The organism is Pseudomonas sp. 2995-3 (assembly GCF_002742565.1).
Lineage (GTDB): Bacteria > Pseudomonadota > Gammaproteobacteria > Pseudomonadales > Pseudomonadaceae > Aquipseudomonas > Aquipseudomonas edaphica.
The window spans coordinates 190,914-210,600 of the sequence record NZ_LJSB01000223.1 but is presented as its reverse complement, the minus strand read 5'-3'; the positions used below and the strand labels follow the sequence as shown (position 1 = coordinate 210,600).

The 19,687-nt window shown below is 61.0% G+C and carries 18 protein-coding genes; 7 read left to right on the top strand and 11 right to left on the bottom strand.

From position 1 onward, the window contains the following. Nucleotides 1-5 precede the first annotated feature (5 nt). The 4 genes from AOA62_RS21960 to lpxO form a co-directional block, all read right to left on the bottom strand. A complete protein-coding gene (locus AOA62_RS21960) occupies nucleotides 6-710 on the bottom strand; it encodes an ABC transporter permease (protein WP_099549733.1) in 705 nt (234 codons plus the stop codon). Continuing rightward, complete coding sequence (locus AOA62_RS21955) at nucleotides 710-1,564, bottom strand: transporter substrate-binding domain-containing protein (protein WP_026013821.1); 855 nt, start codon at nucleotides 1,562-1,564, stop codon at nucleotides 710-712. The genes AOA62_RS21960 and AOA62_RS21955 overlap by 1 nt, the downstream gene beginning before the upstream one ends. 24 nt (nucleotides 1,565-1,588) lie before the next feature. Continuing rightward, the gene (locus AOA62_RS32605; RefSeq protein ID WP_099549732.1) at nucleotides 1,589-3,583 is read right to left on the bottom strand and encodes an aminotransferase class I/II-fold pyridoxal phosphate-dependent enzyme; all 1,995 of its coding nucleotides are present in this window, start codon (nucleotides 3,581-3,583) and stop codon (nucleotides 1,589-1,591) included. 328 nt (nucleotides 3,584-3,911) lie between these two features. Next, nucleotides 3,912-4,811 carry a lipid A hydroxylase LpxO gene (lpxO, locus tag AOA62_RS21945; protein ID WP_017138809.1) on the bottom strand — a complete coding sequence of 300 codons (900 nt, stop codon included), beginning with the start codon at nucleotides 4,809-4,811 and terminating at the stop codon, nucleotides 3,912-3,914. A gap of 363 nt (nucleotides 4,812-5,174) precedes the next feature. Between lpxO and AOA62_RS21940 the strand changes: the two genes are divergently transcribed. Next, on the top strand, nucleotides 5,175-5,561 hold the full coding sequence (locus tag AOA62_RS21940) for a TIGR03067 domain-containing protein (protein ID WP_017138810.1): 387 nt from the start codon (nucleotides 5,175-5,177) through the stop codon (nucleotides 5,559-5,561). Nucleotides 5,562-5,702: 141 nt separating this feature from the next. On the opposite strand, the gene AOA62_RS21935 is transcribed toward AOA62_RS21940, so the two are convergent. Continuing rightward, nucleotides 5,703-6,515, bottom strand: coding sequence for a bifunctional 2-polyprenyl-6-hydroxyphenol methylase/3-demethylubiquinol 3-O-methyltransferase UbiG (locus AOA62_RS21935; protein WP_099549731.1), 813 nt, complete (start codon nucleotides 6,513-6,515; stop codon nucleotides 5,703-5,705). 154 nt (nucleotides 6,516-6,669) lie between these two features. Here AOA62_RS21935 and AOA62_RS21930 point away from each other — a divergent pair, with 154 nt between their 5' ends. From AOA62_RS21930 to AOA62_RS21920, 3 genes are all read left to right on the top strand, one after another. Further along, on the top strand, nucleotides 6,670-7,908 hold the full coding sequence (locus AOA62_RS21930; protein WP_099549900.1) for an MFS transporter: 1,239 nt from the start codon (nucleotides 6,670-6,672) through the stop codon (nucleotides 7,906-7,908). A gap of 142 nt (nucleotides 7,909-8,050) precedes the next feature. Beyond that, nucleotides 8,051-9,637 (top strand): ABC-F family ATPase, encoded by a 1,587-nt coding sequence (locus AOA62_RS21925; protein WP_074854431.1) that lies wholly within the window; start codon nucleotides 8,051-8,053, stop codon nucleotides 9,635-9,637. A gap of 304 nt (nucleotides 9,638-9,941) precedes the next feature. Beyond that, nucleotides 9,942-11,117, top strand: coding sequence for an MFS transporter (locus AOA62_RS21920; protein ID WP_099549730.1), 1,176 nt, complete (start codon nucleotides 9,942-9,944; stop codon nucleotides 11,115-11,117). Here AOA62_RS21920 and AOA62_RS21915 read toward each other — a convergent pair. From AOA62_RS21915 to AOA62_RS21905, 3 genes are all read right to left on the bottom strand, one after another. Continuing rightward, complete coding sequence (locus tag AOA62_RS21915) at nucleotides 11,111-12,148, bottom strand: dienelactone hydrolase (RefSeq protein ID WP_099549729.1); 1,038 nt, start codon at nucleotides 12,146-12,148, stop codon at nucleotides 11,111-11,113. The genes AOA62_RS21920 and AOA62_RS21915 overlap by 7 nt on opposite strands. A gap of 241 nt (nucleotides 12,149-12,389) precedes the next feature. Next, on the bottom strand, nucleotides 12,390-13,001 hold the full coding sequence (locus tag AOA62_RS21910; RefSeq protein WP_017138816.1) for an FMN-dependent NADH-azoreductase: 612 nt from the start codon (nucleotides 12,999-13,001) through the stop codon (nucleotides 12,390-12,392). A 129-nt stretch (nucleotides 13,002-13,130) separates the two neighbouring features. Further along, the gene (locus AOA62_RS21905) at nucleotides 13,131-14,057 is read right to left on the bottom strand and encodes an AraC family transcriptional regulator (protein WP_099549728.1); all 927 of its coding nucleotides are present in this window, start codon (nucleotides 14,055-14,057) and stop codon (nucleotides 13,131-13,133) included. Between the two features lie 157 nt (nucleotides 14,058-14,214). Between AOA62_RS21905 and AOA62_RS21900 the strand changes: the two genes are divergently transcribed. The 3 genes from AOA62_RS21900 (at nucleotide 14,215) to AOA62_RS21890 (ending at nucleotide 16,966) form a co-directional block, all read left to right on the top strand. After that, nucleotides 14,215-15,594 carry an NAD-dependent succinate-semialdehyde dehydrogenase gene (locus AOA62_RS21900; protein ID WP_099549727.1) on the top strand — a complete coding sequence of 460 codons (1,380 nt, stop codon included), beginning with the start codon at nucleotides 14,215-14,217 and terminating at the stop codon, nucleotides 15,592-15,594. A gap of 113 nt (nucleotides 15,595-15,707) precedes the next feature. Then, a complete protein-coding gene (locus AOA62_RS21895; protein ID WP_017138819.1) occupies nucleotides 15,708-16,616 on the top strand; it encodes a LysR substrate-binding domain-containing protein in 909 nt (302 codons plus the stop codon). Then, the gene (locus tag AOA62_RS21890) at nucleotides 16,613-16,966 is read left to right on the top strand and encodes an MmcQ/YjbR family DNA-binding protein (protein WP_017138820.1); all 354 of its coding nucleotides are present in this window, start codon (nucleotides 16,613-16,615) and stop codon (nucleotides 16,964-16,966) included. Before AOA62_RS21895 ends, AOA62_RS21890 begins: the two co-directional genes overlap by 4 nt. 4 nt (nucleotides 16,967-16,970) lie before the next feature. Here the strand turns inward: AOA62_RS21890 and AOA62_RS21885 are convergent, their stop codons facing one another. The 3 genes from AOA62_RS21885 to AOA62_RS21875 all read right to left on the bottom strand — a co-directional run bounded on the left by AOA62_RS21885 (nucleotide 16,971) and on the right by AOA62_RS21875 (nucleotide 19,589). Beyond that, nucleotides 16,971-18,257 (bottom strand): amidase, encoded by a 1,287-nt coding sequence (locus tag AOA62_RS21885; RefSeq protein ID WP_017138821.1) that lies wholly within the window; start codon nucleotides 18,255-18,257, stop codon nucleotides 16,971-16,973. A gap of 121 nt (nucleotides 18,258-18,378) precedes the next feature. Continuing rightward, complete coding sequence (locus tag AOA62_RS21880; protein WP_017138822.1) at nucleotides 18,379-18,762, bottom strand: DUF1294 domain-containing protein; 384 nt, start codon at nucleotides 18,760-18,762, stop codon at nucleotides 18,379-18,381. Continuing rightward, entirely contained in the window at nucleotides 18,759-19,589 is an 831-nt protein-coding gene (locus AOA62_RS21875; RefSeq protein WP_099549899.1) for an undecaprenyl-diphosphate phosphatase, read from the bottom strand. The genes AOA62_RS21880 and AOA62_RS21875 overlap by 4 nt, the downstream gene beginning before the upstream one ends. Nucleotides 19,590-19,687: the final 98 nt, after the last annotated feature.

Sequence of the window (19,687 nt, the reverse complement as noted above, 5' to 3'; positions counted from 1 at the left end):
GCGCCTCACTCGACAACCGGCATCCAGCGACGAATACGTCGTTCCAGGCGTCCGGACAGGTAGTTGGAAGCCAGCGTCACCAGGTAATACAAGGCGGCGGCCGTGAGGTAGAACAGCAAGTAATGACGGGTGGAACCCGCCGCCTGCTTGGCGGTGTACAGCAGCTCATTGGTACCGACCACGCTGATCAAGGCACTGTCCTTGATCAAGTTGATCCACAGGTTGGACATCCCCGCCAGCGCATACGGAGCCATGATCGGCAAGGTCACCCGGCGAAACAGGCCAAAGCCGCTCAAGCCGAAGGCCCGCGCCGCTTCGATCTGGCCGTGGGGAATCGCCAGGATCGCCGCACGGAAAATCTCTGACGCATAGGCGCCCTGTACCAGCCCCAATACCAGGATCGCCACCAACGGCCCGCTGATGTTGACCTGGGCAAAACCCAGCCACAGCATCAACGCGTTGAGGCCCATGGAGCCTGCGTAATACAGCAGCAGGATCAGCAGCAGTTCCGGCACCGCGCGAAACACCGTGGTGTAACCGCGCATCAGCAGCGCAATCGGGCGCGGCGCGCTGAGCTTGGCGCAGGCCACCACCAGGCCGATCAGCAAGCCCACGGCAAACGCGCCAACGGAGATTTGCAGGGTCATCCATAACCCTTTGAGCAGTGCGTTGCCCCATCCTTGGTCACCAAAGCTGAGGAGATCGAGCATTATTCGGTCTTCTGGGCGATTTGCTGATAGGGGCTGTCACAGGTCTTGCTCACAAAGGCCGGCGTGTCACCGCGCTTGCACGGGCTGACCGACAGGCCGAAATAGTGCTGGGACAAGTCGTCATAGTCCTTGCTCACCAGCAGTTCGCCGATGGCTTTGTCCAGGCGTGCCTTGAGCGCTGTGTCTTCCTTGCGCAAACCAGCGCCGACGCCACGCCCGATGATCGGGTCATAGGGCACGCTGGCGATATGCGCCAGGCCGCTGGCCTCCGGGGTCTTGACCATCATGGCGATGGCGGTGTCGTCGGCCATCATGTAGTCGATACGCCCGGCGATCAGGTCGGCGTTGGCCGATTCCTGGGTGTCGTAGTACTTGAGGTCAGCAATGTTCTCGTAGTACTTCTTCAGGTAGTTGGCGCTGACCGTGGAGATCTGCACGCCGATCAACTTGCCCTTGAGGCCTTCGGGGGTGATGTCCACCGTAGCGCCTTTGGGGCCTGCCACGCCCAGCAGTGAATCGTAATAGGCGCGGCTGAAGGCGATCTGTTTTTCACGTTCATCGGTGACCGACATCGAGGAGAAAATCACGTCGATTTTCTTCGCCAGCAACGACGGAATGATGCCGTCCCACGCCACTTCCTTGATCTGACATTCGGCTTTCATGCCTTCACACAGCTTGTGGATCAGGTCCACTTCAAAGCCCGACCACTGGCCGTTACCGCCTTTTACGGTGAACGGCGGATAGGGTTCGGCCGCCACCGCGAACACGATGGGTTTTTCTGCCGCCAGGGTAAAACCTGCGGTCAACATCAACACTGCACTGCCCAACCACGTTGCCATGCGTTTGCATTTCATGATTTGCCCCGTCTTTTTTTGGAGTTAGCGAGTTTGATGCGCGTTGACGAACTGTCGGCAACGCTCACTGCGTGGGTCGAGGAACACCGCGTCCGGCGTGCCGGTTTCTTCGATCAAGCCTTGGTGCAGAAAAGCCACTTTGGAGGACACATCCCGGGCGAAGGCCATTTCATGGGTGACCAGGATCATGGTGCGGCCTTCTTCGGCCAGGGAGCGGATCACACGCAGCACTTCGCCCACCAGTTCGGGGTCGAGGGCTGAGGTGGGTTCGTCGAACAGCATGACTTTGGGGCGCATCGCCAACGCGCGGGCAATCGCCACACGCTGCTGTTGGCCGCCGGACAGGAACGCCGGGAATTCATTGCGTTTGGCGGCCAGGCCAACGCGGTCGAGCAAGGCTTCGGCGCGCTCGATGGCCTCGGCACGGCTTTCGCGCAGCACCTGGGTGGGCGCTTCGATAAGGTTTTCGAGGACGGTGCGGTGCGGCCACAGGTTGAAGTTCTGGAACACCATGCCCAGGGTCGAGCGGATGCGCACCAATTGCTTGGCATCGGCGACCAGCGGCGCGCCGGGCATGCCGTAGTTGAGCTTGATGCTTTCACCGTCGACATGGATGCTGCCCTGGTCGGGCACTTCAAGCATGTTGATGCAGCGCAGCAAGGTGCTTTTGCCTGAGCCGCTGGCGCCGATCAGCGAAATCACCTCACCTTCGTTGGCCGTGAGCGAGATGCCTTTGAGCACTTCGATATTGCCGAAGCGCTTGTGCAGGTCGATCACCTCAATCATCTTGCGCGCTTCGACAGGCGGCAGCACGTCGATCTCAGGCGTCGGCGCCACACGCGGCTCGCCGGCAAGCTTGGCGACGAACCTGGCGATACGCTGGCAGGCTTCGGCCAGGCGTGCTTCGCCCAAGGTGAACGACAGCCGCACAAACCCTTGCGCCGGCTCGCCAAACGCCGCGGCATCCAGCACCGAAACACCCGCCTCGCGGAACAGGCGCCAGGCAAAATCCAATGAGCCCAAACCCGTGCCGCGCACGTCTACCAGCACAAACATCCCGGCTTGCGGCGCCTGTACCTTGATGCCGGGGCACGCACTCAGGCCGGCCACGACCAAGTCACGGCGGCGCCGGTAGATGTCGCGCATGCCCACCGTCACTTCGTCATGGGCCAGCACGGCTGCTGTGGCGGCTTCCATCACAAAACCCGGCAAGCCATAGAGCATGCTCAGCACCAGGGTTTCGGCGTGGCTGATCATTTCCGGTGAGGCGATCAGCCAGCCGGTTCGCCAGCCGGTCATGGCGTGGGATTTGGACAGGCTGCCAATCACGATGCAGCGCTCGGCCATGCCGGGTAACGCGGCGAGGCTGTGGTATTGGCCGTCAAACACCAGGCTTTCGTAGACCTCATCCACCACCACCCACAGGTCGTGGGCGGTAGCCAGGTCGGCTATCGCTTGCAGTTCCTGCGGGTTGAGCACCACGCCGGTGGGGTTATTGGGGTTGGAGAAGAAGATGGCGCGGCTGCGCGGGGTGATGGCGGCAGCCAGGCGTTGTGCATCCAGGCGAAACCCGGACTCCGGCGAGCACGGTACGCGCACCAGGGTGGCGCCACTGGCTTTGAGCGTGGCTTCGTAGGTGACGTACATCGGGTCGAGCACCAGCACTTCATCACCGGCTTGCAGCAGGCACAGGGAACTGATGAACAACGCGTTCTGTGCGCCGGGCACGATGATCACGTTGTCGGCGTTTAGTGAGCGTGCCAGGGTCTTGCTGTAGCGCGCCGCCACAGCCTCGCGCAGGGCGGCGCGGCCGGGGATTTCGGTGTAGTGCGTGTCACCGCTGTGCAATGCGCTGACTGCGGCTTCGGTGATGAAGGCCGGCGTGGCGAAATCGGGGTCGCCGACGCTGAGGATGATGATGTCTTCGCCCTGGCTGGCAGCCTGGAACGCGGCGTGGTGGATGTCCCAGGCGGCGACGCCCTGCCCTGCAATTCGTTCGACGAAGGGGGAAAACCGCATGCCAGAGCCTCTCGTTCAAGAAGAAAAAGCGCGAACCCGGTTGTGTGCAAACGGGTGGATGCGGTCAACATAGTGCAAACTGAACAGTCGTTCAATGGGTATGTTTGAGGGGGTGTCGTTTATCGAGTGAACAGGTCGTGAATAACATTTGCGGGGGGAGTTTGAGTGTGGCGGATGAGTGCATACCCGTTATTGGGGTAACGGCGGCTAAGGGTTGCGCCCTGACGGCGGTTCACCTTGGCAACAGCAGAGCTGCACGCGATCAAATGTGGAGGCTGGCTTGTCGAGCCAGCTCCCACACTTGGAGCAGCAGGCAGATCAGATCAGATCAGATCAGGATAAAAATCAGCGCCAACCCAGCGAAAATCGCCCATTTTTCCAGGTAATACCGCGCACGATTACGCTTTTTCAGTTCCTTGCCACGCAAACGAATCTTGTACAACCGCGTAAACGCGCGGTTCAAACCACCGGTCTTGTCACCCTCATCATTAGGCGAACCCGCAGCCGCCATTACATTACGACTGAACCAACGGTTAAACGCCGCCGCCCAGCGGTACTTCATCGGGCGCTCAATGTCACAGAACAGAATGATGCGGTTCTGCTGCGTAGTGTTTTCCGCGTAGTGAATGTAAGTCTCGTCAAACATCACCGGCTCACCGTCCCGCCAGTAGTAACTCTCGCCATCCACATTGATGTAGCAACCCGGATCGTTCGGCGTGTCCAAGCCCAGGTGGTAACGATAAGAGCCTGCATACGGGTCACGGTGGCGCACCAGCTTGGAGCCCGGCGGCAGCTCGGCAAACATCGCCGCCTTGATCGAGCCAATGCCTTGCACCAGCTCAGTGGTACGCGGGCACAGCTTCATCGCCGAAGGGTGACTGTCGCCGTACCACTTAAGGTAAAAGCGCTTCCAGCCCGACTTGAAAAACGAGTTGAAACCCACGTCATTGTATTGGTCCGAGCGCTTGATCTCGCCCGCGCGCATCAGGTTCTGACCTTCCTGGCGGATTTCCTCCCAGTGCTCCTGCAGCGGGCTCAGGTCCGGAAAGTCGCTGGGCGACAGAAACGGACGGCTTGGCTGCCTGGAAAACAAGTAGAGGAAACAGTTGATCGGCGCAAGGAACGTCGAGTGATCGCTAAGCTGGCGACCCAGCTTGTGTCGCACTCTGCCACGCAGGTGAACATACGCAATGGAGGCAACGTAGAGAACAACAATGATGAGTTTCAAGGGATTCGTCACAAGTTAGAAGAGAACAGGCTGCTCCTGCATGCCCACAACGGCCGAGGATAAATAAGCAGCACCTGAAATCACGATTACATAGTGGCGGCTGGCCGGACGAGTCACTTCCTAAACCACGCCTTAGACCTTTATTTAGCCACAGTTTGTAACCAAAGGTTAACTAAGAATTGTGAAAAGCTGTCTACGCAACGCGTAGGACTCACGTGCGCCTGCCTGGATGCAAGCCCAGAGTGAGGCTATTTACAGCGCAGGCGGTTGCGCTGGCAACCCACAAAAAACTCGGCATCCAACCAGGTTCAATCCCCTTTCAGTTATCATCGCGCCAATCAATCTCCAGCAAAAGGAACTTGCATGAAACTTCAACCAGACCCGGACTTCACCGCGCTTCAGGGCGCCTGGGAGCAGACTTCCCTGGAAGACAGCGGCGTACTCAACCCTGCGGACGCACACAGCGCGCCAGGCGCCATTACCACGATTGAGGGTGATCAGTTCGAAGTCCGAACCGTCGCTGGCAACGTATTGCTGGCTGGCCGGTTTTCCCTGGACAGCAGCACCACGCCCAAACGTATTACCTGGGTAGATTCCATGGGCGATGACGCCGGCAAAGCGTTACCCGCCAGTTATCGCCTCGAAGGCGATAATTTTGTGTTTATCGCAGCGGATGAAGGCATGCCCCGCCCAACGGTCTTCAGCACCGGGCCAGGGCAAACCATGCGCGCCTTCGTGCGCCGCACCTGAAAACCGCATGCCATCCGAAACGCCGACATGCTTTTCACACGGTGTTTACTTCCTGGCCTTTAGCGTAAGGCCACCTACTCCAGTGAATCACTTGGCCCGCCTCTTCTGTCGCGGGCCTTTTTTTGTGCGCGAAAAACCCGCTCAAACAGCGCGCTTGATGGCCGTCAGGGTGAAACACAACGGCAATTGGGCCGACTGGTGCTCGTACTGGTCATACAGCTCCTCGCGGTTGGAGTGCGGATACTCCTGCAGATGCTCGATCTGCAAGTGCGCCGCAATCGCCGCGGTGACGACGCTGCCCAGGGTATGCACATACCAGTAGGACGTCGGCCCAGGCACCTCTGTCAGCCCTTCATACACAATTGACGCCTGCAACACGAACGGATCGCGTTGAAAATACGAGCTGTCGGGCAAAAACGGGTTGCTGGCCTGAGGGTCGAAGACTTCCAGGAAAGGGTGAGTCTCGTAGATCACCAGGGTGCCGCCGGGCTTGAGGGTACTGGCCACGTGCTGCATGAACAGCGCCACATCCGGCATCCAGCCGAGTACGCCAATGGTCACCAAGGCAATATCGAACCGGCCAAGCAAACGCTCAGGCAGGTGATGGATATCGGCTTCGATGAATTGCGGGTTATGCGGGGAAATCTCAGCCAACTCCCGAGCTTGCGCCAGAAAGGCTGTCGATTGATCGACACCCACCACCTCACGCGCGCCCAGGCCAAACAGCGACAGGCTTTCACGCCCGTTGTTACAGCCGACTTGCACCACCGACTTGCCGGCAACGCCAACGGTTTGCAACAACGCGGTGATGGTGGGGTCGAGGCAGGAAAAAGCCGGCTCAACGACTGATTGCAGCAAGGTATTCCAGGTCGCAGTATCTTTGTGCAGCGCGGCAGAGGCGTCCCAGGCGGCCTTATTATCGGCGATTGCCTGTTGGGCTGAGGGCATGTCCATTGCGTCTCCAGGGAGTCATTTCAGCGGGCTACGGAAAATAATCCAAACGCCCGTCAGATGAAACCCTCAGCGGCAGCGAAACTTCTGTTCAAGCCCACGGGTCACTAGCCCAATGAGTGTCCAGCCCCTGAACACCCTTTGCGAAGACAACGCCGTGGCCAATCACTCTGACTTGCGTAATACCTTGTCCCTGGACAGCCTCAATTTTTTCCTGGCCGATGTGCGCGACGGCCTCGGGCCTTACCTGGCGATTTACCTGCTGGCCGTGCACAAATGGGACCCGGCCAGCATCGGCGTGGTCATGACCCTGGCGGGCATCGCCGCACTGGTCACCCAAGGCCCGGCGGGCGCGCTGATCGACCGCACACGCAGCAAGCGCGCGGTGATTGCGGCGGCTGCCATCCTGGTGACCATCAGTTGCCTGATGCTGCCATTTGTCAGCGCCTTCAGTTGGGTGGCCTTGACCCAGGCCGCCAGTGCCGTGGCCGCCTCGGTGTTTGCACCGGCCATATCGGCCATTTCCCTCGGAATTACCGGGCCACGCGCCTTCACCCGCCGAACGGGGCGCAACGAAACCTTCAACCACGCCGGCAATGCTGTGGCAGCGCTGCTGGCCGGCGGCCTGGCGTACCTGTACGGCCCGGTGGTGGTGTTTTACTTGATGGCCTTTATGGCGCTGGCCAGTATCGTGGCCGTGAGCTGTGTGTCGGCCAAGGCGATTGACCATGAAGTCGCCAGGGGCTTTGACCCGGCCCACCACAGCGATCACGAACAACCGTCCGGTGTGAAAGTCCTGCTGGCCAACCGGCCGCTGCTGGTATTCGCCATCTGCTGCGCCCTCTTCCACCTGGCCAATGCGGCGATGCTGCCGTTGGTCAGCCAGAAGCTTGCGCAGATCAACTTGCAAATGGCTACGCCGCTGACCTCGGCGTGCATCGTCGCCGCGCAGTTGGTGATGGTGCCGATGGCCTGGCTGGTGGGGTTCAAGGCCGATGTGTGGGGTCGCAAACCGCTGCTGCTCGCAGGTTTCCTGATCCTGCCACTGCGCGGCGTGCTCTACACCTTGTCCAGTGATCCGTACTGGCTGGTGGCGGTACAGATGCTCGACGGCATCGGCGCGGGGATCTTTGGCGCGCTGTTCCCGGTGATCGTCAAGGACCTGACCCAGGGCACCGGGCGTTTTAATGTGAGCCTTGGCGCGCTGTCCACGGTGTTTGGCCTGGGTGCGGCGTTGAGTAGCAGCCTGGCCGGTTTCGTGGTGCAACAGGCCGGCTACAACGCGGCATTCCTGACCCTGGCAGGCGTGGCGGCCGTGGCCTTGGCGCTGTTATGGCTGGCGATGCCGGAGACCTTGGAGAAACCATCGTTCGCCTGCCATACAACTGTCGCCTGACATATGCGACAATGCGCGCCAAATTCCAACACACAGCCAAAATTTTCTGCTCAGCGACCGGGTTTCGCGCCTTGATGTCGCTGTTGACGCATGCCTGAAGGCTCCTGCCGCCACGCTCGCAACTCATTGATAGGTAAAGTAATTGATCTCCACAGCTAACATCACCATGCAGTTCGGCGCCAAGCCGCTCTTCGAGAACGTCTCGGTCAAATTCGGCGCCGGCAACCGTTATGGTTTGATCGGTGCCAACGGTTGCGGCAAGTCGACCTTCATGAAAATCCTCGGCGGCGACCTCGAGCCGTCCGGCGGCCAGGTCATGCTGGAGCCAAACGTGCGCCTGGGTAAACTGCGCCAGGACCAGTTCGCCTACGAAGAATTCACCGTACTCGACACCGTGATCATGGGCCACGAAGAGCTGTGGCGGGTCAAGGCTGAGCGTGACCGCATCTACTCGCTGCCGGAAATGAGCGAAGAAGACGGCATGGCCGTTGCCGAGCTCGAAACCGAATTCGCCGAAATGGACGGCTACACCGCCGAATCCCGCGCCGGTGAACTGCTGCTGGGCCTGGGTATTCCGCTGGAGCAGCACTTTGGCCCGATGAGCGAAGTCTCGCCAGGCTGGAAACTGCGCGTATTGCTGGCCCAGGCGCTGTTCTCCGACCCTGAAGTGCTGTTGCTCGACGAACCGACCAACCACTTGGACATCAACACCATCCGCTGGCTGGAAAACATCCTGACCCAGCGTTCCAGCCTGATGATCATCATCTCTCACGACCGTCACTTCCTGAACAGCGTGTGCACCCACATGGCTGACCTGGACTACGGCGAGCTGCGCCTGTTCCCGGGCAACTACGACGAGTACATGACCGTGGCGACCCAGTCCCGCGAGCAGCTGCTGTCGGACAACGCCAAGAAGAAGGCGCAGATCTCCGAACTGCAATCCTTCGTCAGCCGCTTCTCGGCCAACGCCTCGAAAGCCAAGCAAGCCACGTCCCGCGCCAAGGCGATCGACAAGATCCAGCTGGCCGAGGTCAAGCCGTCGAGCCGTGTGAGCCCGTTCATCCGTTTCGAGCAGAACAAGAAGCTGCACCGCCAGGCTGTGATGGTCGAAAAAATGGCCAAGGGCTTCGACGGCAAGCCTCTGTTCAAGGACTTCAGCTTCCAGGTTGAAGCCGGCGAGCGCGTGGCGATCATCGGCCCGAACGGTATCGGCAAGACCACCCTGCTGCGCACCCTGGTCAACGAACTGACCCCGGACGCCGGCAGCATCAAGTGGACCGACGCCGCAGAGCTGGGCTACTACGCCCAGGACCACGCCCATGACTTCGAAGACGACGTGACCCTGTTCGACTGGATGGGCCAGTGGACCCAAGGCGAGCAGATGATCCGTGGCACCCTGGGCCGCATGCTGTTCTCCAACGACGAGATCCAGAAGTCGGTGAAGGTGATTTCCGGTGGTGAGCAAGGCCGCATGCTGTTCGGCAAGCTGATCCTGCAAAAGCCGAACGTGCTGATCATGGACGAACCCACCAACCACTTGGACATGGAATCCATCGAAGCGCTGAACCTGGCGCTGGAAAACTACCCGGGCACGCTGATCTTCGTCAGCCACGACCGTGAGTTCGTATCGTCCCTGGCCACCCGCATCATCGAGTTGAGCGCCACCGGCGTGATCGACTTCAGCGGCACCTATGACGACTACCTGCGCAGCCAAGGCGTGGTGTTCTAAGCACCCGCGGCTAGCCGGCTTGTTGTGGCGAACCCGCTTGCTGTGGCGAGCAGGCTTGCCCTGCGCTGGGCTGCGAAGCAGCCCCAATAAAAAACACCGCGTTCTGCCAGGCAAAACGCGGTGTTTGGTTTTAGGGCCGCTGCGCAGCCCAGCGCAGGGCAAGCCTGCTCGCCACATCGAGCCTGTTCACTACAATAGAGCGGCTTATGATGACGGGCCTACTCAGCAAAACCCGTTAGCCAGCTTCCTTTTCCCCCACGCCCTTGCCATCATGCCCTCACCGCCCGCCCGCGAATGAGTGACCATGCCTGCCGCCGCCCCCAGCTCCCTGTCGATCACCCTGCAGATCGTCTCCATTGTCTTCTACACCTTTATCGCGTTTATCTGCATCGGCCTGCCAATTGCGGTGATCCCAGGCTATGTGCATGAACAACTGGGCTTCAGCGCCGTAGTCGCCGGGGTCACCATCGGCTCGCAATACCTGGCCACCCTGCTCAGCCGCCCGATGGCTGGGCGCATGTCGGATAACGTCGGCACCAAACGCGCCATTGTGTTGGGTTTGGCCGGCATCCTGGTCAGTGGCGTGCTGACATTTTTCGCAACCTTGCTTGAAAGCACCCCCGCCGTGAGCCTTGGGGTGTTGATCGTCGGCAGGCTGTTGCTCGGCGTGGCCCAAGGCCTGATCGGCGTTGGCACCATCAGCTGGTGCATGGGCGCGGTCGGTGCCGAACACACGGCGCGCTCGATCTCCTGGAACGGTATCGCGTCCTACGGCGCCATCGCGATTGGCGCGCCGCTGGGCGTGGTGATGGTCGCCGACTATGGCTACACCAGCCTGGGCGTCGCGCTGTCCGTGTTGGCCGCCTTGGGCCTGGTGTTGATCCGCAATAAACCGTCGGTGCCGGTGGTGCGTGGCGAGCGGCTGCCATTCTGGTCGGTGTTCGGGCGCATCGCGCCGTTTGGCGCCAGCCTGTGCCTGGCGTCTATCGGCTACGGCACGCTGACCACCTTTATCACCCTGTATTACCTCAACCGTGGCTGGGTCGGTGCGGCGTACTGCCTGACGGTGTTTGGCGTGTGTTTTATCTTGTCGCGCCTGGTGTTTATCTCCGCCATCAGCCGCTTCGGCGGGTTCAGCGCGGCGATTGCCTGCATGACCATCGAGACCGTCGGCCTGACCCTGTTGTGGCTGGCGCCCTCCACCGGTGTGGCGCTGATCGGCGCCGGGCTGACCGGCTTCGGTTTGTCGCTGGTGTACCCGGCGCTCGGCGTAGAAGCCATCAAGCAAGTGCCCAACAGCAGCCGGGGCGCGGGGCTGAGTGCGTATGCGGTGTTTTTTGATCTGGCCCTGGCGATTGCCGGGCCATTGATGGGCGCCGTGGCACTGAACCTCGGCTATGGCTGGATCTTCTTCTGCGCCGCGCTGCTGTCGGTCACGGCCCTGTGCCTGACCGTACAGCTCAAGCGCCGCGCTTATTGATCAGCGGTCTGCAAACCGGCGCGGGTCGACTGACCCAGGGTGTGCATGAAGAAGCGCCCCGCTTCCGAGATCAGGTCACGGTGGATGCCTTCGCGGTCGACACCGTCGGCATCCGTGCAAATCGCTGGCATGGCCAGCAGTTGGTCACTGTCACACGGCGCCATGAACACAAAGTGCCCGGCCCCGGCCAATAGTTTGAAATCCGGCGGTTGCGGCAGTTTGCGCGCCAGGGCGGCGGCGTTCTTGTCCACGGCCACCAGCTTGTCGCCGTCGCCGCTGTAGAGCAGCACCGGCACATGCACATCGGCCAGGGTGTGGCGGCCGAACATCAGGCTCAGCGGCGCCATCAGCATCAAGGCATGAATACGTGGGTCGGCTTGCGGCTGCAGGTCTTCACGGTCGACCACCAGCTCACCTTTGGTGGTGCAGGCGTCGCGGTCTTCCGGGCGCTCCTGGCAGTAGCGGCGCAGGCGGTCGAAATCCGGCTTGGCACCGGCCAGGATCAGCGCGGTTTCGCCGCCGGCGGAATAACCGATGACCCCCACCTGGTCGACATTGACGAACGGCGACAGCATCGTGTCGCCCAGGGTCGCGGTAATGGCTGCGGAAATCTGAATCGGCCGCCCGTACAAGTTGCTCACCGTGCCCAGGCGGCTGTGATCCTTGTAGTTGTCGCCAGGATGCAGCACGGCTACCACTACAAACCCCTTGCGCGCCAGGGAAGTGGCCAGGTCGTGCAGCGCCAGCGGTGTACCGGTGTTGCCGTGGGACAGCATCAGCATCGGGAAACGCCCGATAGCGACTTTGGAGTCCTGGGTGGCGGCCACGTGGTAGGGACCCAACTGCGTGGAATGTTCATCGTCGGTAGACGGGTAAAACGCGATGGCATTCATCGGCTGCTGATCCAGCGGGTCGAGAAAACTCATGCGATGAAAGCCCACACTCCAATGCGGGTGCGGCGCCGGGGCGGCGTGCACTGAAATCAGGCCACCGAGCAGGGAAAGAACCAAAACAGCACAAAGACGCATCATGGGGATGTCCACCTTTGCTGCGCGACCACGTTCAACACCCGCGGCATGTCGGTTTGAAAAGTCCATGGGCCAAGGCACTCGCTCCGGGTGATAAACCCATGCGTGCATAACCTGGGCCAAAGTAATGACAGCGGGTAAACGAAAAAACTCCGTACTCCGGTCGCGTTCAGGCGATCAGAATACAGAGTTTAGGCGCCCCGGTTCAGATTGGAACCGAACAGAGGCGAACTTTACACAAGCCTTACGCGGCGGCGAACAATTGTTCGTTGATCACTACGTTGGCGTCGCTCAAGGCCTTGCTGCGAACTTCTTCACCGTACGCCAGGCCTTGGGCGCGGACAAATTCGATATCAGTGATGCCGAGGAAGCCAAACACCAGTTTCAAGTAATCCTCGTGCCCCACATTGCTCGCCTGGCCCGCATGCAGACCGCCAGCGGTGGAAACAATGATCAGCTTCTTGCCGCCGCACAGGCCTTCAGGGCCGGCTTCGGTGTAACGGAAGGTTTGGCCGGCCACGGCAATACGGTCGATCCAGGCCTTGAGCTGGGACGGCACCGAGAAGTTGTACATCGGCGCACCGATGACTACAGCGTCGGCGGCGATGAATTCAGCCAGGGACGTAGCGCTCAGTTCGGCCTCGTGTTTTTGTACGGCGTCGCGCAATTCGGCAGCGGTGCCCAGGGCGCCCAGGGTCAGGCCGGAAAAGTGGCTGATGCCTTCGGCAGCCAAGTCACGATAGGTCACTTCCACACCTGGCTCAGCCGCTTGCCAGGCCTTGACCACACCAGCGCTGAGCTGACGCGAAGCCGAGTTGTCGCCGAGGATGCTGGAATCGATATGCAACAGTTTCATGCGGGTTCTCCAAGTGAGGATCGCGGCTGGGCGATCGAATGAAGTTAATCCTACACATGAACCCAATAGTCGATTAGACGGCACAAATGTGATTGTTCGTCCTGCCAGCAGGACAATCAGCTCGCCAACTCAGTGCGACGACACATAAATAGACGTCGACGAGGGCGCTGGCAGCGCATAGGTGCGTTTCATCCACTGAATCTCCTCCTGGGGCGTACGCCCGAACAAGCGCTTGAACTCTCGGCTGAACTGCGAGGCGCTTTCATAGCCCACCTGAGCACACGCCGTGGCGGCAGTGATGTCGTTGCGCAGCATCAGCAAACGCGCCTGGTGCAGGCGCGTGGACTTGAGGTATTGCATCGGCGAGGTGTCGGTGACCGTGCGAAAGTGCGCATGAAAACTCGGCACGCTCATCATCGCCTCGCGCGCCAACGCTTCCACGTCCAGGTGCTGGTGGTAGTCCCCATGAATCTTGCGGATTGCGCGTGCCACCTTGCCGAACTGGCCTTGGCGGTTAAGCGCGGCGCGCATCGAACCGCCCTGCTCGCCTGTGAGGATGCGGTAGTAGATCTCGCGCATCAGCGCGGGGCCGAGAACCTGTGCCTCCATCGGCGCACTCATGGCTTCGAGAAACCGCAGCAGCGACTCACTGAGTTTGTCGTCCATGGGCGAGGAATACATGCCGCGCGGCTTGGCTTCGAGCAATTCGGGAAACGCATCCAGCGCCAACATCAATTCGGCGGCGAGGGTGAAATCCAGGCGCAAGTACACCGCCAGCATCGGCTCTGCTTCGCTGGCCTCGGTTTCCATGGTGAACGGCACCGGCACCGACACCACCAGGTAATGCTGGGCGTCGTACAGGTAAATCTCTTCACCCAGGTAACCGCGCTTGCGCCCCTGGCAGACGATCACGATGCCGGGGTCGTACAGCACCGACACCCGGTGCAGCGGCCGATTTGAGCGCAGGAAACGCACATCCTCCAGAGCGCTCAGGTTATAGCCTTCGACAGGCGCCAAGCGCCCCATCAGCTCGATGATTTTGTGGGTGCGGCCCATGGCGCATGGCTCCTGGCGAAAACAGCACGGTACTGCGCAAACACCGATATGGCTATGCACTCATAGGAATAGGCAATCGGCACATTGGAATGGATATTCGCTCAAACCGCAGTGTTCCGTAGCCTGAAACAGCACTTTCAGCCTTCGGAGCTTGCCCATGCTTATCGTCTACAACCCTGCCACCGGCGAAGAAATCGGCCGTGTGGCCAAGCACACCTCAGCCCAGGTCAAGGCCGCCGTTGACCGCACCTGCGCCGCCTTCCCCGAATGGTCCGGCAAACTCGCCAAGGAGCGCAGCGACATTCTGCGCCGCTGGCACGACAGCGTTAAGGCGGACAAGGAGGCCTTCGCCGAACTGCTGTGCCGCGAAAACGGCAAGTGCCTGAGCGAAGCCCGAGGTGAAATCGACTACGGCCTGGGCTTTATCGAGTGGTACGCCGAAGAGGCCAAACGCGTCTACGGCGACACCATTCCCACCCACGACCGCCATGCCAATGTCATGGTGACCAAAGAAGCCATCGGCCCCGTAGCGGCCATTACGCCGTGGAACTTCCCGTTCATGATGATCACCCGCAAAGTCGCCACGGCCCTGGCCGCCGGCTGCACCATGGTGATCAAGCCCGCCGAAGACACACCGCTCACTGCCCTCAAGCTGCTGGACTACGCACGCAAGGCCGGTATCGAAGCCGGTGTGCTTGAAGTGGTGGTGGGTGATCCCAAGGAGATCGGCCTGATCCTCACTGGCGACCCACGTATCCGCAAGATCTCGTTCACCGGCTCCACCGGTGTGGGCAAATTGCTCGCAGCGCAGTGCGCGGCGACTATCAAGAAGATGACCCTGGAGCTGGGCGGCAATGCGCCGTTTATTGTGTTTGAGGACGCCAATCTGGATGAAGCGGTAAAAGGACTGGTCGGCGCCAAACTGCGCAACTCGGGCCAGGTGTGCATCTCGCCGAACCGGATCTTTGTGCAGCACAGCATTCTCGAAGACTTTATCGAACGCATGAAGGCTGCCGTCGCCAACATCGAAGTGGACCAGGGCCTGCGCGAAGGCTTTGTGGTCGGGCCACTGGTCAATCAACTGGGTTTTGACAAAGTCGTGCGTCTGGTCGAGGACGCCAAGGCAGCGGGCGCCAACGTGCTGATGGGCGGCAAACCCCACGCCAAGGGCGGGCTGTTCTATGAACCGACCGTATTGACCGGCTTGCAGGACGATTCACCGCTGGCGACCGAGGAGATCTTCGGCCCCGTGTTCGCCGTCTACTCGTTCAAGGACGAAGAAGAAGTCATCGCCCGCGCCAACCAGACCGAATTCGGCCTGGTGGCCTATGCCTACACCAGCGCGCTGGGCCGGTCGTTGCGCCTGTCACGTCAACTGGAGGCCGGCATGGTGATCCTCAACTCGGGTTCTGTGGGCACGGCGTCGGTCCCGTTTGGTGGCATCAAGCAGTCCGGCTATGGGCGTGAAGGCAGCTATTACGGGATCGAGGAGTACGTGCACGTGAAGTATGTGTTGATGGCGGGGGCGCAGTTCTAAGCCCTCTCACCCTCCAAAAGCCAGTGCCTGCAAGGTGCTGGCTTTTCTTTAGGCTGGATTTGCGCACGCCACACGCGGATAGTTCGTCCCACTGACAGGACAATAGGTTGACCATGCAAGACCTCAACGACCTCTACTACTTCGCCAAAGTCGTCGAAGCCGGCGGCTTTGCGGCGGCCGGCCGGCTGCTGGGGATTCCCAAGTCACGGCTGTCGCGGCGCATCGCCGAACTGGAAGAACGCCTTGGCGCCCGCCTGTTGCAACGCACCACGCGGCAATTGACCCTCACTGCCGTCGGCGAGCGCTACCTGCGCCATTGCCAGGCGATGCTGCTGGAAGCGGAAATGGCCGACGAGGCCGTGGCCAGCATGTCCAGCGAACCCCGCGGGCGCCTGCGCGTGAGTTGTCCGGTGGGCATGGCGCAGCACATGTTGCCAGGCATCGTTGCCGGCTTTCTCGCCGCTCACCCACTGGTGCAGCTGGAGATGACACTGGTCAACCGACGCGTCGACCTGGTGGCCGAAGGTATCGATGTGGCCCTGCGCGTGCGCGAGTTGGGCGATGAAGACCCGTTGCTGGTGACCAAGCGCCTGCGCCAGGCCCAGACAGTCTTGGTGGCCAGCCCGCAGTTCCTGCAAGGCCGCCAAATCAACACCCCGGACGATCTCAAGCAATTGCCGGTACTCGCTGCGCTTGAGGCCGATCGCCTGGTGCACTTGCGGTTGATCGACCCGCAAGGCAATACCGAAAACTTATCCATGGAAGCGCGCCTGGGCATCGACGACTTTATCGTGCGCAAAGCCTGCGCCTTGCAGGGCCTGGGCTTTACCCTGCTGCCAATGATGTATTGCGAAGAGGAGCTGGCCAGCGGCCAATTGGTGCAGTTGCTGCCGCAATGGTCTTCGCCGGGCGGCTGGTTGCAGGCGGTCTACCCGCACCGCCGTGGCGTGTTACCGGCGATTCGGGCCTGGATCGACTATCTGGAAGAAGCCTTCAAGGGTTGCGGAGACCGTTTGCTATGAAGATGAGCGAAGCACAAGTCGCGGCATTCTGCCTGGGCCTGCCCGGCGCGCGGGAAGACTACAAGTGGGGCGGCGTGCGCGTGTTCTCGATTGCCGGCAACAAGATGTTCGCCCTGCAGAACCTGCGCGGTGACTCGCTGGCGTTCAAGGTCGACAAGGAGCTGTTCCTCGGCCATGTGGACCGCCCTGGCATCCACCCCGCGCCGTACCTGGCGCGGGCGCAGTGGGTGATCATGAACACGCCCTACCCGCTGGGCGCCGAGGAACTGCGTGGCCTGTTGCAGCGCTCGCACCAGTTGGTGGTAAGCAAATTGCCCAAGCGCGCGCAGGTGGGACTGAAGCTGGATTGATGGTTCAACGCGCAAACGGCAGTGCGCGCTCAATGGCCATCGCCGCCCCCAGCGCCAAATGCTCGTGCCAGGCCCGTGCAACGATCTGTACACCCACCGGCAAACCCGAGTCAGCAGTACCGGCGCGCACCACCACACAGGGCCAGCCGGCCAGGCTGTATGGCAGCGTATGGCTGAACAACCCTGGCCGGGCGGTGCCCAGCAGCGGCGCCGGGGCCGCGTCAACCGGGCACAGGATAATGTCGTAGTCCGCCATGAACCCCAGCATGGCACTGCGAAACTGATCCCAATCCGAGAGCAACTGTATCGCCTGTGCCCCGGAGCCTTTGCCCATTGCCCAGTAGCGCTCGGTAATATCGCGAGCATTACGCAATGCCGAAGGGAACGCCTGACGGACCACGGCGCCCGCACCTGCCAGCAGGTCGGCAGCCACCTGCAGCGTGACCTGGGTACACGTGTCTACCGGTTCGATGCCGCCCTCGCTGTACCAGGCGACGCGCAAACCATTCAGTGCCTGTGGAGGCATATCCGGCAGCGGCATTGGAATCACCCCACAATCGTGCCCATCCTCACCGGCGATCACCCGGAACACCAGGTCCAGGTCTTCGACATGCCGGGCCATCGGGCCGATCTGGCTGCGGCTATCACTCAACCCACCAGGGTGATCGAAAACCCCGGTGTTGGGGACCCGGCCCGTGGTGGGCTTCAAGGTACTGACTCCGCAAAAATGCGCCGGTATGCGCAGGCTGCCACCGGAATCGCTGCCCAGTCCCAGCGGCGAAAGGCCGGCAGCCACCGCAGCAGCTTCGCCACCGCTGCTGCCGCCGGGGCCATGGGACAGCGCATGGGGGTTACGGGTAGCGCCGTAGACCGGGTTATCGGTCACTCCACCGCCACCGCCCGGCGGGCAGTTGCTTTTACCCAAAAGAATGGCGCCGGCCGCTTTCATGCGCGTCACTGCAACAGCATCGTGCTGAGGACAATAATGAGCCCGATCAACCAGACCCGCTGCCGACACTACCCCACGGGTATCGAAAACATCTTTGACCGTGAAGGGAACGCCCTGCAACACGCCGCCATACTCGCCTTGGGCGATAGCACGATCAACCGCCCAAGCATCGGCCAACGCCGTATCGGCACAGACCTGCACCAGCGCGTTGACCGAGGGGTTGAGCGCCTCGATACGCGCAAGGTAAAAGCTGACGATGGCGGTGGAAGTAAACTTGCGCTGTTGAATCAGCGCTGCAAGCTCAGTTGCCGAATGATGGAGCAATGAATCTGAAAAAGACATTCGTGTGGGCCCCGTGCGCTCAAGTGCCCGAAGCATAACGCGAGCCTGCTGCCGGTTTACAGGGCCGTCTGGGTAAGCTGCCTCCCGCAATCGCGTAGGAAATATCCCAGACACCTCAACACTATAAAACCGAGAGCAGCGTGCCGCCCAGGAACAGCTGGTCCAGCCAGAACACTTGGTGCAGCAACACAATCACCCAGAACAGCACCTGATACGACACCTTGCGCGTCTTGTGGCGAAACACCTGCTGGGCAATCAGCGCCCCCGGCCAACCGCCCGCCAGCTCCACGGCATGCAGGATATTTTCGCGCACGCGCGGGCCTTCGGCTTGGGCCTTGCGTTTGTCGCCCCAGTACAGGAAAAACGCCACCACGCTGACCACGCCATAGGCGGCCAGCGGGATCAGCGTCTCGCCGCGATGCCACAACAGTGCCGCGCCAGTCAGCGGCGCGGCGCATAGCAAAACAAAGATGAACGCCTTCAAGCGCGGGTGTTGAATGCTCATGGCTTGACCGCCGTCCAGTCGATCCAGCCAAACTGCCAGGTCGCCAGGATCACCAGGCCAAACGCAATCCGATACCAGGCAAACGCCGCGTAACTGTGGCTGGCGATGAACTTGAGCAACGCCTTGACCGCAATCATCGCGAAGATGAACGAGGTGACAAAGCCGATGGCAAACACCGGCAAGTCATCGGGCTGGAACAGGTGACGGTACTTGTAGCCCGAATACACGGCAGCGCCGACCATGGTCGGCATGGCCAGGAAGAATGAGAACTCGGTGGCGGTCTTGCGCGACAGGCCGAACAACAGGCCGCCGATAATGGTCGCGCCGGAGCGCGAAGTGCCCGGAATCATGGCCAGGCACTGGGCCACACCGACCTTGAGCGCGTCTTTCCAGGTGATCTCATCCACCGTTTCAGCGTGCACTGCATGTTGGCGGCGCTCGGCCCACAGCATGATCACCCCGCCCACCACCAGCGCGGTGGCCACCGTGATCGGGTTAAACAGGTAATGCTTGATCAGGTCGGCAAAAATCCCCCCCAACCCCACCGCCGGCAGCACTGCGATGATCAGGTTGACGGTAAAGCGCTGGGCGTTGCGCTGGGTCGGCAAGCCGATCACCACGTCGAGGATCTTGCGCCGAAACTCCCAGACCACTGCGAGGATCGCGCCCAGTTGAATAATGATGTTGAACGCTTCAAAGCGTTCTCCGCCGAAGCCGATCAAGTCGGCGACGATAATCTGGTGCCCGGTGCTGGAGATCGGCAGGAACTCGGTCAGCCCCTCCACCACGCCAAGAATCAATGCCTGTATGGCGGTCCAAAAATCCATGTATCCCCCAAAGGTCATGCGCTGCGGCATGCCTTGTCTGTCTTTTTAATGTTCACTGACCACGTGCAATCGTGATGCGCTGCGGATTTTCACCAGCC